Source organism: Actinosynnema mirum DSM 43827, assembly GCF_000023245.1.
GTDB classification, from domain to species: domain Bacteria; phylum Actinomycetota; class Actinomycetes; order Mycobacteriales; family Pseudonocardiaceae; genus Actinosynnema; species Actinosynnema mirum.
The window spans coordinates 7,297,507-7,309,846 of the sequence record NC_013093.1; the positions used below are offsets into that span (position 1 = coordinate 7,297,507).

Here is a 12,340-nt window from a genome sequence, read left to right on the forward strand (position 1 = left end):
TGCGCCCCGCAACGCGGCTGCGGTGAGGATAGGTCGGCGAAACGGTGTCGGGTCAAGGGTTTCCGGCATCTGGACGCCTGGCGCGGAACGTTGACGGGCGAGGGGCGCGCTGCTGCACTGGGCGGAGCCGACCGCGTCCCCGCAACCGGGCGGCGAAGCGATTTTCCAGTGCCCGCAGCGCTTTTCCGCAGGAACCGCCACCGATCCCGAAGCCGGGCCGGACGGTGGGCCGCGTGCGATTTGTGCGGGCGCCGGGAAGAACGGAAAGATCAACAAAGCGCGGAGTCCTTTGCCGCGCGGTGGTCCCGGTGGTTCCCCGAACCGGCGCCACCCCCGCTACCTGGGTGGACCGGGCCACTTCGCCGGGTCCGGTCCACCCGGCCCGTCCGGTCGCCGCGTTCGTGTTGCGCCTGCGCACCCATCCCCCAGTAAGCTCAATGCCGCATGAACATCGACTTATTCCTCCATTGGAGTGAACGCGATCAGGAATGTGTAACGCGATTGAGCACCGGGGCTGAATGAAGACGGCCGGAGGGGCGGGGGACGCCCCGGAGCCGCGCGCCGATCTCGGGGCGGCCACCGCCCACGAGGGCTTCGCGCAGCGCTGGGCCGAAGCGCTTCCCGACCCCGCGGCCCACCTCGGGACCCTGGTCCGGCTGACCGCCGGCCTGTCCTCGGTGGACGGCCAGGAGCCCGAGGAGGCCGCCCGTCGGGTCGGGCGCGCGCTGGTCGGGCACGGGCCGGCCCGGCCCGGCGTGCTGGAGGGGACCATCGCGTTCCTGGCCGAGAACCTGCGTCCGCACCTGGTCGCCCTGCACGGGGCGGACCATCCGGCCGCCTCCCGCGTCCCCGCCGTGCTGGGCGCGGTCGCCGCCGGGTTCGCCGAGGCTGCGGCGGAGCTGGCCGCCGACGAGGTGCGCGAGGAGGGGGAGGCGAAGTTCCGGGCCGTGTGGCGCACGTCCGCGCTGGCCATCGCCGAGGTCGCCTCGGACGGCCGCGTGGTCGACCACAACGCGGCGCTGCCCGCGATCCTCGGCTACCCGCCGGACCGCGTCGCCGGGTTGAGCGCGCGGGAGGTGGTGCACCCGGACGACCTGCCCGCGCTGCGCAGGCTCGGCGGGCAGCTGCTCTCGGGTGAGCGGGACGGGGTGCAGGTCGAGAAGCGGTTGGTGCGCGCGGACGGCGAGGCGATCCCGGCGCAGCTCGCGATCACGCCGGTGCGCGGGCGCGACGGGGACGTGCGCTGCTACGTGGCGGTGGTCGAGGACCTGGACGAGGTCAGGGCGCTGCAGCTGCAACTGGTGCGGCAGAGCCTGAACGACCCGCTGACCGGGTTGGCCAACCGGGCCCAGTTCCTCGGCTGGTTGGAGAGCGAGGAGGGGCCGCAGGGCTCGGGGTCGCTGGTGGTGGCGCTGCTCGACCTGGACGGGCTCCGGGTGGTCAACGGGGCGTTCGGGCACGAGGTCGGCGACCGGGTGCTGCGGGCCGCGGTGTCCGTGCTGGGGACGGTGTTCGGCGGTGGCGCGCGGATCGCGCGGCTGGGCGGCGACGAGTTCGGCGTGCTGGTGACCGGCTCGGACCTGCCCTCGGTGCTGGACCTGGTCGAGCAGGCGCTGCGCGAGCTGGCCGAGCCGGTGTGGTGGGAGGAGCGGGGCATCGGGGTCGCGGCCAGCGTGGGCGTGGTCGCCCGCACCGGACCCGGCCTGCCGGACGGGGAGCTGCTGCGCCGCGCGGGCGTGGCGCTGGACTGGGCCAAGGACTCCGGCAAGACCGGGTGGTCGCTGTACGACCCGGACCGGGACGCGCGCGAGCGGGACCGGTCGGCGCTGGCCGCGTCGGTGGCGGGCGGGGCCGAGCAGGGCGACTTCCGGGTGGACTACGAGCCGGTGCACGCGCTGGCCGACCGGTCGGTGGTGGCCGTCGAGGCGGTGCTGCGCTGGGACCACGCCGAGCGCGGGCTGGTGGACCTGCGGTGGTTGGGGCCGCTGCTGGAGCGCACCGGCATGGGGCTGCGGCTGGACCGGTGGGCGCTGGAGCGGGCGTGCGCGCAGGCCGGGCGGTGGTACGCGGCGCTGGGCGAGGAGGCGCCGGTGCTGTCGGTGGACCTGAGCGTGCGGCAGTGCCAGGAACCGGAGCTGGTGGCGTGGGTGCGGCAGGTGCTGCGGGACACCGGGCTGCCGCCGCACAAGCTGCGGTTCGAGCTGCCGGAGCGGTTGCCGTCGGCGCTCAGCGAGGAGCAGGTGGAGGAGCTGAACATCCTGGCCTCGCACGGGGTGCTGCTCGCGCTGGACCAGCTGGGCGGCGGGAACGTGGCGGTGGACCGGATCAGGCAGCTGCCGCTGTCGGCGCTGAAGTTCGGCGGGCCGCCGGTGCGGGGGCTGGCCGAGGGCGCGAACCTGGTGGACCGGGCGGCGGCGGTGGCGCTGCTGTCGTGGAGCCGGCAGCTGGGGCTGGAGCTGCACGCGGTGCACGTGAGCACCTCGGACGAGGCGCGGCGGCTGCGGGAGCTGGGCGTGAGCGCGGGGCAGGGCGTGCTGTTCAACGCCGAACCACTGACCGGGGCGGACGTGGCCGAGCTGCTGGGGCTGGACCCGGACGGGGACGAGGACCCGGACGAGGACGCGTGAGCCGGGCGGGGTGAGCCGGGTGGGATGACCTGGTCGGGTCACCCGGCGTGAGGCCCGTCACGGGGCGCGGTTTCTTGGCTTCTCCTGTGCGGGCGCTCAGGGAATTCACAAGCTCGGGGCCGACAGTGGTGCCATGACCGAGACACGACAGGACTTCCCCTCCTTGCGGGGGTCGTTGGACGAGCCTGCCGCGCCAGCCGTCGCACCGGGGTTCTGGCGGCGGACCGGCACGGCCGTGACGATGGCGGCCCTGGTGGCCGCGCTGGTCGGCGGGGCGACGGGTGGCGTGGTGGGCGCGCTGAGCGCCCCGGAGGCCGCCACGTCGACCGCGGCGGCGAGCACGCCGGTGGTGTCGACGACGGGCGTGTCGCTGAACGTGTCGGCGATCGCGGAGAAGGTCCTGCCGAGCGTGGTCCAGGTCAACGTGGCGACCTCGCAGTCGCGCGGCGTCGGGTCCGGGGTGGTGCTGTCCTCGGACGGGCGCGTGCTGACCAACAACCACGTGGTGTCGGGCGCGCAGCAGGTCTCGGTCACCCTGGACGACGGGCGCACCGTGCAGGCGAAGGTGCTCGGCGCGGACGCGGACAGCGACCTGGCGGTCCTGCAGGCGGAGGGCGTGTCCGGGCTGACGGCGGCGACGTTCGCCGACTCGGACTCGGTGCGGGTCGGCGACCAGGTCGTGGCGATCGGCTCCCCGGAGGGGCTGCAGGGCACGGTCACCTCGGGCATCGTGAGCGCGCTGGACCGCACCGTGACGGTGCCGGGAACCGGCAGGCGCACCGTGAGCTACCAGGCGATCCAGACCGACGCGTCGATCAACCCCGGCAACTCGGGCGGGCCGCTGGTGAACGCGGCGGGCGAGGTGGTGGCGATCAACTCGGCGATCTACTCGCCCACGTCGGACGGCGGCGAGGCGGGCAGCGTGGGCATCGGCTTCTCGATCCCGTCGAACCAGGTGCGCTCGCTCATCGGCGACCTGGGCTGAGACCCCGTCCCGACTCCGGGGTGGTCGGGACGGTCCGGGGGTCGCGCCGGGGTAGGGCCTGCGCGGCCCCCGCCGCTTTCGCGGGGCCCGAACCGATCGGTTCCCAAAGTTACCCACCGGTAGTAACCTCGCCGGAATGGCGCACGTCACACACGAGGTGCTCAACCAGGTCCCCCCGCTGACCGGCCACGACGTGGCCGACGACCCGGCCCTCCTGACCGCGCTGCGCCTCGGCGGCGCGGGCTGGGCCGAAGCGGAGCTGCGGGAGCTGGGGGTCCTCGCGGGCAGCGCGCGCGTCCAGGAGCTGGGCAGGCTCGCCAACGAGCACCCGCCCGTCCTGCGCACCCACGACCGGTGGGGCCACCGCGTCGACGAGGTCGAGTTCCACCCCGCCTGGCACGAGCTGATGACCACCGCCATCGGTCGCGGGCTGCACGCCGCGCCGTGGCGGGACGAGCGGCCGGGGGCGCACGTGGCGCGGGCCGCCAAGTTCCTCGTCTGGTCGCAGGTGGAGGCCGGGCACGGCTGCCCGGTGTCGATGACCTACGCCGCCGTGCCCGCGCTGCGCCGCTCCCCCTGGCTGGCCGCCCGGTTCGAGCCGCTGCTGGCCTCCCCCGAGTACGACTTCGGCCTGCGCCCGCCGGAGTCCAAGCGCGGGCTGGTCGCGGGCATGTCCATGACCGAGAAGCAGGGCGGCTCCGACGTGCGCGCGAACACCACCCGCGCCGTCCGCTCCGGCGACCACCACGTGCTGACCGGCCACAAGTGGTTCACCTCCGCCCCCATGTCCGACCTGTTCCTCACCCTCGCCCAGGCCGACGAGGGCCTGTCCTGCTTCCTGGTGCCCAGGGTCCTGCCGGACGGCACGCGCAACGCGATCTCGTTGCAGCGCTTGAAGGACAAGCTGGGGAACCGGTCGAACGCCTCGGCCGAGCTGGAGTACGACGGCGCGGTCGGCTGGCTGGTCGGCGAGCCGGGGCGCGGGGTGCGCACGATCATCGAGATGGTCAACGCGACCCGGCTGGACTGCGTGCTCGGGTCGGCGGCCGGGATGCGCGCGGGCCTGGTGCAGGCCGCGCACCACGCCGCGCACCGCAGGGCGTTCGGGGCGGCGCTGGTGGACCAGCCGGTGATGCGCGCGGTGCTGGCGGACCTGGCGGTGGAGTCCGAGGCGGCGACCACCGTCGGGCTGTGGCTGGCCGGGTCGCGCGGTCGGCTGGGGTTGGCGGTGGCCAAGTACTGGGTGTGCAAGCGCGGTCCGGCGCACGCGGCGGAGGCGCTGGAGTGCTTGGGCGGCAACGGTTACGTGGAGGAGTCCGGGATGCCGAGGCTGTTCCGCGAGTCGCCGCTGATGTCGGTGTGGGAGGGCTCGGGCAACGTGGCGGCGCTGGACGTGCTGCGCGTGCTCGCGCGGGAGCCGGACGCGGTGGTCGAGTTCACCGCCGAGCTGGACGCGGCGGCGGGCGCGGACCGGCGGCTGGACGCGGCGGTGCGGGAGCTGAAGGCGATGCTGGTCGAGCCCGACCCGGAGTCCCGCGCGCGGCGGCTGGTGGAGCGGATGGCACTGGTGCTCCAGGGCTCGCTGCTGGTGCGGCACGGCCACCCGGCGGTGGCGGACGCGTTCTGCGCGTCCCGGCTGGCGGGCGACTGGGGCGTCGCGTTCGGCACCCTGCCCGCAGGGGTGGACGCGAAGGCGATCGTGGAGCGGGCGGTGCCGGGGCGGTGAGCGCGGTGCGGGTGGAGCGGTCGGGTCCGGTGTGGACGGTGCTGCTGAACCGGCCGGGCGTGCGCAACGCGGTGGACGGGCCGACCGCGCACACGCTGGCCGAGGTGTTCCGCGAGTTCGACGCGGACCCCGGCGCGGCGGTGGCGGTGCTGCACGGCGAGGGCGGGGTGTTCTGCGCCGGGGCGGACCTGGGCGCGATCGGCACCGACCTGGGCAACGACCCGCGCAGCACCACCGGCCCGATGGGCCCGACCCGGTTGCGGCTGTCGAAGCCGGTGATCGCGGCGGTGTCGGGGCACGCGGTGGCGGGTGGGCTGGAGCTGGCGCTGTGGTGCGACCTGCGGGTGGCGGACGGGAGCGCGGTGTTCGGCGTGTTCAGCAGGCGGTGGGGCATCCCGCTGGTGGACGGCGGAACGGTGCGGCTGCCGAGGCTGATCGGCGCGAGCCGGGCGATGGACCTGGTGCTGACCGGTCGGGCGGTGCGCGCGGAGGAGGCGCTGGCGATCGGCCTGGTGAACCGGGTGGCGCCGACCGGGACGGCGCTCCAGGCGGCGCGGGAGCTGGCGGCGCAGCTCGCGGCGTTCCCGCAGACGTGCCTGCGGCACGACCGGTTGTCGCTGCTGGAGCAGGAGGAGCTGGCGGAGGAGGCGGCGCTGGAGAACGAGCTGGCGCACGGGCTGGTGTCGCTGCAGGACGCGGGGCCGGGCCTGCGGCGGTTCGCGGAGGGGTGGGGCAGGCACGGGCGGTTCCCGGAGTAGCGGGGTCACGGCCGCTCCTCGCCGCGGCGCGAACCACCGCGCCGCGGCTCAGGCGGGGCCGGCGCCCGCCTCCGGCCCGCGCCCCCACTCCCGCTCCAGGAACCGCCTGCGCTGCTCGACCGGGTCGACCAGCAGCCGCTCGCGCGCGGCGGCCAGCCGGGCGTCGTAGTCGGGCGCGAAGACCTCGGGCAGCGAGGTCTCCAGCGCACCCGAGATCCGGTGCACCGGGACCCACGCGGCGGGGTCCCGGTCCACCGGAGCGTCGAACTCCGGCGTGCCCAGGGCGCGGTAGAGCCAGTCGGAGAGCACCAGCGCCTCGTCGCGCGTCAACCGGATCGCGAACTCCTCCTCGGTCACGGGCCGAACGCTACAACCCCAGCTCCCGAGCGATCAGCATCCGCTGCACCTCGCTCGTCCCCTCCCCGATCTCCAGGATCTTCGCGTCCCGGTAGAACCGCCCCACCGGGTACTCGTTCATGAACCCGTACCCGCCGAAGACCTGCGCCCCCTCGCGCGCGTTGTCCATGGCCGCCTCGGACGACACGAGCTTCGCGATCGCCGCCTCCCGCTTGAACGGCTCGCCCCGGAGCATCTTCGACGCCGCCTGGTAGTACGCCAGCCGCGCGGTGTGGACCCGCACCTCCATGTCGGCGATCTTGAACTGGATCGCCTGGTACCGCCCGATCGGCGAGCCGAACGCCTCCCGCTCCTTGGCGTAGCGCACGCACTCGTCCACGCACCCCTGCGCCAGCCCGACGCCGAGCGCGGCGATCGCCACCCGGCCCTCGTCGAGGGTGCGCAGGAACTGGGCGTACCCGCGCCCGCGCTCGCCGAGCAGGTTCGCCTCGGGAACCCGGCAGTCCTGGAACGACAGCTCGTGCGTGTCCGAGGCGTTCCAGCCGACCTTGGAGTACTTGCTCCCCACCGCCAGCCCCGGCGTCCCGGCGGGCACGATGATCGTGGAGATCTCCGGGCGGCCGTCCGGCTTGCGGCCGGTCACGGCGGCGACGGTCACCAGCGAGGTGATCGAGGTGCCCGAGTTGGTGATGAACGCCTTGGTGCCGTTGAGCACCCACTGGCCGTCCTCCAGGCGCGCGGTGGTGCGCAGCGCGCCCGCGTCGGAGCCGCCGCCGGGCTCGGTCAGGCCGAACGCCCCCAGCGCCTCACCGGCGGCCAGCGCGGGCAGCCAGCGCGCCTTCTGCTCGTCGGTGCCGAACCGCAGCAGCGGCATGACCGCCAGCGACACCCCGGCCTCCAGGGTGATCGCGACGGATGAGTCGACCCGCCCCAGCTCCTCCAGCGCGAGGCAGAGCGCGAAGTAGTCGCCGCCCATCCCGCCGTGCTCCTCGGGCACGGGCAGCCCGAACAGGCCCATCCGCCCCATCTTCGCGACGATGTCGTACGGGAACTCCTCGCGCTCGTAGAACCCGCCGATGACGGGCGCCACCTCCTCGCGGGCGAACCGCTGCACGGTGGCGCGCAGCGCCTCGTGCTCCTCGTCGAGCCGGAAGTCCAACAACGCGTTCACTCCTCGGGTGGCAGTACTGCGGCCAACTGCTCGTCCAGCGCGACCTGGTCGCCGGGCCGGACCCGTACCCCGGTGAGCACCCCGTCGACCGGCGCGGTGACGGTGTGCTCCATCTTCATCGCCTCGACCACGAACAGCGCCTGCCCGGCGACGACGGCCTCGCCCTCGGCGGCGCGCACCAGCAGCACCGTCCCCGGCATGGGGCTGGTGACCGGTCCGCCGGACGAGGCCCCGCGCGCGGCGGCCACGTCCGGGGCCGTCTCCACGACCTGCCAGGCCCCGCCGTCGCGGCCGAGCCACAGCGCGTCCCCGTCGCGGGCCACCGCGTACCGGCGCGCGCCGACGACCAGCTCGTCGCCCTCGCGCCGCGCGGTCACCCGCACCGGGTCGGCGTCGCCGACGCGCACCTCCACGTCGGGCGCGACGCCGCGCACCCGCACCTCGGCGCCGTCGAGCACCCACCGCGCCCAGGCGCGCTCGCCGACCCGCCAGCCGGTGAGCCGCTCCCACGGGTCGGCGCCGCCCAGCGCGAGGAACCGGTCGCAGCCCGCCGCGACGAGCACGTCGTCCGGCGTCCCGCCGGGCACCAGCGCGTCGAGCGAGCGCTCCACCAGCCCGGTGTCCAGTCGCCCGGCGCGCACGTCCGGGTGGGCCAGCAGCGCCCGCAGGAACGGCACGTTCGTGGTCACCCCGAGCACGGCGGTGCGCGACAGCGCGGCGTCGAGCCTGCGCAGCGCCTCGGCGCGGGTGGCGCCGTGCGCGATCACCTTGGCCAGCATGGGGTCGTAGTCGCTGCCGACGACCAGGCCCTCGCGCAGCGCCGAGTCCACCCGGACCTCGTCGGGCTCGCGCAGCAGCAGCACCCGCCCGCCGGTGGGCAGGAACCCGCGCGCCGGGTCCTCGGCGTACACCCGCGCCTCCACGGCGTGCCCGCGCAGCTCGACGGAGGTGAACCCGAGCGGTTCCCCGGCGGCCACGCGCAGCTGCTGCTCGACCAGGTCGACGCCGGTGACCAGCTCGGTGACCGGGTGCTCGACCTGGAGCCGGGTGTTCATCTCCAGGAAGAAGTGCTCGCCGGTCGTGCCGTCCACGATGAACTCGACGGTGCCCGCGCCGACGTAGCCGACCGACTCGGCGGCCAGCACGGCCGAGCGCCCCATGGCCTCCCGCGCGTCCGCGTCGAGCAGCGGGGAGGGCGCCTCCTCGATGACCTTCTGGTGCCGCCGCTGGAGGCTGCACTCGCGCTCGCCGAGGTGCACGGTCGTGCCGTGCGCGTCGGCGAGCACCTGGATCTCGATGTGCCGGGGGTCGGACACGTACCGCTCCACGAGCAGCGCGTCGTCCCCGAAGGACGCGCGCGCCTCCCGCCGGGCGGACTCGACGGCCTCGCGCAGCCCGGCGGCCTCGCGCACCAGCCGCATCCCCTTGCCGCCACCCCCGGCGGACGGCTTGACCAGCACCGGGAACCCGATCTCGGTGGCGGCGGCGACCAGCTCGTCGTCCCCCATGCCGGGTTCGGCGCGCCCCGGCACCACCGGCACCCCGGCGGCCGCGGCGGTGAGCTTGGCCTGGATCTTGTCGCCCATCACCTCGATGGCCCGCACGGGCGGCCCGATGAACACCAGGCCGGCCTCGGCGCAGGCGCGGGCGAACCCGGCGTTCTCGGCGAGGAACCCGTAGCCGGGGTGGACGGCCCGCGCGCCGGTCTCCAGCGCGGCGGCGACGATCCGGCCCGCGTCGAGGTAGCTGTCGCGGGCGGCGGCGGGCCCGATGCGCACGGCGGCGTCGGCGAGCCGCACGTGCAGGGCGTCCGCGTCGGCGTCGCTGAACACCGCGACGGACCGGATGCCCGCGCGGCGCAGCGCCCGGACGACCCGGACGGCGATCTCGCCTCGGTTGGCGACCAGGACGGTGTCGAACACGCGCATCACATCCGGAAGACGCCGTAGCCGACGGGGTCGAGCGGGGCGTTCGCCGCGGCGGACAGCGCCAGGCCGAGCACGGCGCGGGTGTCCAGCGGGTCGATCACGCCGTCGTCCCACAGCCGGGCGGTCGAGTAGTAGGGGTTGCCCTGGTCCTCGTACTGGGCGCGGATCGGGGCCTTGAACGCCTCCTCGTCCTGCGCCGACCAGTCGGGCCGCTGGTCGCGCCGGACGGTGGCCAGGACGGACGCGGCCTGCTCGCCGCCCATGACGGAGATGCGGGCGTTGGGCCACATCCACAGGAACCGGGGCGAGTAGGCCCGCCCGCACATCGAGTAGTTGCCCGCGCCGAACGAGCCGCCGATGACGACGGTGAACTTGGGGACGCGGGCGCAGGCGACGGCGGTGACCATCTTCGCGCCGTGCTTGGCGATGCCGCCCGCCTCGTACTCGCGGCCGACCATGAACCCGCTGATGTTCTGCAGGAACACCAGGGGCACGCCGCGCTGGTCGCAGAGCTGGATGAAGTGCGCGCCCTTGAGCGCGGACTCGCCGAACAGCACGCCGTTGTTGGCCACGACGCCGACCGGGTGGCCGTGGATGCGGGCGAAGCCGGTGACGAGGGTCTGCCCGTACTCGCGCTTGAACTCCTGGAACCGGCTGCCGTCGACCACCCTGGCGATGACCTCGCGCACGTCGTACGGGGTGCGGCTGTCCACCGGCACGACCCCGTACAGGTCGGCCGGGTCGTGCGCGGGCTCCTCGGTCGGCGCGACCTCCCACGGCCGGGGGGCGCGCGGGCCGAGCGTGCCGACGATGGAGCGGACGATCGCGAGGGCGTGCGCGTCGTCCTCGGCGAGGTGGTCGGTGACGCCGGAGACCCGCGAGTGCAGCTCGCCGCCGCCGAGCTCCTCGGCGGTGACGACCTCGCCGGTGGCGGCCTTCACCAGCGGCGGGCCGCCCAGGAAGATCGTGCCCTGGCCCCGGACGATCACGGCCTCGTCGCTCATGGCGGGCACGTACGCGCCGCCCGCCGTGCAGGAGCCGAGGACGGCGGCGATCTGCGGGATGCCGCGCGCGGACATGGTGGCCTGGTTGAAGAAGATCCGGCCGAAGTGCTCGCGGTCGGGGAACACCTCGTCCTGGCGGGGCAGGAACGCGCCGCCGGAGTCGACCAGGTAGGCGCACGGCAGGTGGTTGTGCAGCGCCACCTCCTGGGCGCGCAGGTGCTTCTTGACCGTCATCGGGTAGTAGGTGCCGCCCTTGACGGTGGCGTCGTTGGCGACGACCACGCACTCGCGGCCCTCGATGCGGCCGACGCCGGTGATGACGCCCGCGCCGGGGGCCTCGTCGTCGTACAGGCCGTTCGCGGCGAGCGGGGACAGCTCCAGGAACGGGGAGCCGGGGTCGAGCAGGGCGTCGACGCGGTCGCGGGGCAGCAGCTTGCCGCGCTCGACGTGCCGGGCGCGGGCCCTCTCGGGGCCGCCGGTCGCGGCGGTGGCGAGCCGGGCGCGCAGGTCGGCGACGAGCGCGGTGTGCGCCTCGGCGCCGCGCCGGAACGCGTCGGACGCCCGGTCGGCGGTGCTGCGCAGGACGGGGGCTGCCATGGACTCCCCTCGCGGTTAGCGGTCGTTAACCTCGCCTGATGTTAGCGACGGTTAACGCCAACCGTCCACCATCCCGGCGATTCCGGCAATGCCACGTCGGGGGGCATCGGGCGATCCCGAAGTCACGTCGGGGCGTCGGGCGCGCGGCTGACCTGGGTCGAGGCCGCGCACGCAGCGCCACCGGCCAAGATCGCCCACGGTTCGGGGTTCCCCGGTCGCCACCCGGTGTTACCGGCGGGTAATGCGAGATGTGATCGCTTTCCCGCGCGGATATCCCCCTTTCCGGTTCCCAGGTGGCGAGCAACTCTGTTAACGATCGTTTACCCACGTCCGCGCGCTCGATTAGGATGGGCCCGTGACCCCGACCGCGAAGCAGACCCGGCGCGAGCAGATCCTCTCGGCGGCGGCCGAGCTGTTCGCCCGCCACGGTTTCCACGGCGTGGGCATCGACGACATCGGCGCCGCGGTCGGCATCTCCGGGCCCGCCCTCTACCGGCACTTCCGCAGCAAGGACGCGATGCTCGGCGAGATGCTGACCGCCATCAGCGAGCGCCTGCTCGACGGCGGCCGGGCCAGGGTCGACGCCGCCGCCGACCCGGAGGCCGCGCTGCGCGCGCTGGTCGGCTGGCACGTGGACTTCGCGCTGGACGACCCGGCGCTGATCACCGTGCAGATGCGCAACCTGGCCAACCTGACCGACCCGGACCGCAGGCGGGTGCGGGCGCTCCAGCGCGGCTACGTCGAGGTGTGGGTGCGGGTCGTCCAGGACGGCGTGCGCGGGGTGGACGAGCCGACCGCGCGGGCCGCCGCGCACGCGGTCTTCGGCTTGATCAACTCCACCCCGCACAGCGCGCACCTGGACCGCGAGCAGATGGCCGCCCTGCTGACCAGGATGGCGCTGGCGTCGATCACCTCGTCCGGCGCGCCGCGGACCGACCAGCCCGCCTGAACCGCCTTCCGCACCCGCCCGGCCGACCCCGCCGAGCCGCCCCGCCGAGCATTCACCGGAACGCGCGCCGTTGACCCGGACAATGGTCTTCACCCTCGCCCGATCAATGCGCACTCTCCGCAATGAGGACTGGTCGACGCGGCGCAGCAGGGGGCGAATTCACCGTCGACACCCGGTGTGCCAATGTTCTCAAGTTCCCGGCCGCGCCTGCCGTTCCACCCGGTGACCAAATAGTTCA

9 protein-coding genes are annotated in these 12,340 nt (G+C 74.6%); 5 read left to right on the top strand and 4 right to left on the bottom strand.

Annotated features, from left to right (window positions below; genetic code table 11):
• The first annotated feature begins 518 nt into the window (after window positions 1-518).
• The 4 genes from AMIR_RS30850 (at window position 519) to AMIR_RS30865 (ending at window position 6,096) form a co-directional block, all read left to right on the top strand.
• A complete protein-coding gene (locus AMIR_RS30850) occupies window positions 519-2,627 on the top strand; it encodes a putative bifunctional diguanylate cyclase/phosphodiesterase (RefSeq protein WP_015804912.1) in 2,109 nt (702 codons plus the stop codon).
• 133 nt (window positions 2,628-2,760) lie between these two features.
• Window positions 2,761-3,612 (top strand): S1C family serine protease, encoded by an 852-nt coding sequence (locus AMIR_RS30855; RefSeq protein WP_015804913.1) that lies wholly within the window; start codon window positions 2,761-2,763, stop codon window positions 3,610-3,612.
• Window positions 3,613-3,748: 136 nt separating this feature from the next.
• Window positions 3,749-5,338 carry an acyl-CoA dehydrogenase family protein gene (locus AMIR_RS30860; RefSeq protein ID WP_015804914.1) on the top strand — a complete coding sequence of 530 codons (1,590 nt, stop codon included), beginning with the start codon at window positions 3,749-3,751 and terminating at the stop codon, window positions 5,336-5,338.
• On the top strand, window positions 5,335-6,096 hold the full coding sequence (locus AMIR_RS30865) for a crotonase/enoyl-CoA hydratase family protein (protein WP_041837145.1): 762 nt from the start codon (window positions 5,335-5,337) through the stop codon (window positions 6,094-6,096). The genes AMIR_RS30860 and AMIR_RS30865 overlap by 4 nt, the downstream gene beginning before the upstream one ends.
• Before the next feature lie 48 nt (window positions 6,097-6,144).
• On the opposite strand, the gene AMIR_RS30870 is transcribed toward AMIR_RS30865, so the two are convergent.
• Genes AMIR_RS30870 through AMIR_RS30885 form a run of 4 tightly spaced genes read right to left on the bottom strand, consistent with a single transcriptional unit; the run spans window position 6,145 to window position 11,153 of the window.
• Window positions 6,145-6,453 carry a hypothetical protein gene (locus tag AMIR_RS30870; RefSeq protein WP_015804916.1) on the bottom strand — a complete coding sequence of 103 codons (309 nt, stop codon included), beginning with the start codon at window positions 6,451-6,453 and terminating at the stop codon, window positions 6,145-6,147.
• 10 nt (window positions 6,454-6,463) lie between these two features.
• Window positions 6,464-7,615, bottom strand: coding sequence for an acyl-CoA dehydrogenase family protein (locus tag AMIR_RS30875; protein WP_015804917.1), 1,152 nt, complete (start codon window positions 7,613-7,615; stop codon window positions 6,464-6,466).
• A 5-nt stretch (window positions 7,616-7,620) separates the two neighbouring features.
• Complete coding sequence (locus AMIR_RS30880) at window positions 7,621-9,552, bottom strand: acetyl/propionyl/methylcrotonyl-CoA carboxylase subunit alpha (protein WP_015804918.1); 1,932 nt, start codon at window positions 9,550-9,552, stop codon at window positions 7,621-7,623.
• Window positions 9,552-11,153, bottom strand: a complete 1,602-nt coding sequence (locus AMIR_RS30885) for a carboxyl transferase domain-containing protein (protein ID WP_015804919.1) — start codon at window positions 11,151-11,153, stop codon at window positions 9,552-9,554. The genes AMIR_RS30880 and AMIR_RS30885 overlap by 1 nt, the downstream gene beginning before the upstream one ends.
• 355 nt (window positions 11,154-11,508) lie before the next feature.
• Here AMIR_RS30885 and AMIR_RS30890 point away from each other — a divergent pair, with 355 nt between their 5' ends.
• Complete coding sequence (locus tag AMIR_RS30890) at window positions 11,509-12,102, top strand: SACE_7040 family transcriptional regulator (protein ID WP_015804920.1); 594 nt, start codon at window positions 11,509-11,511, stop codon at window positions 12,100-12,102.
• Window positions 12,103-12,340: the final 238 nt, after the last annotated feature.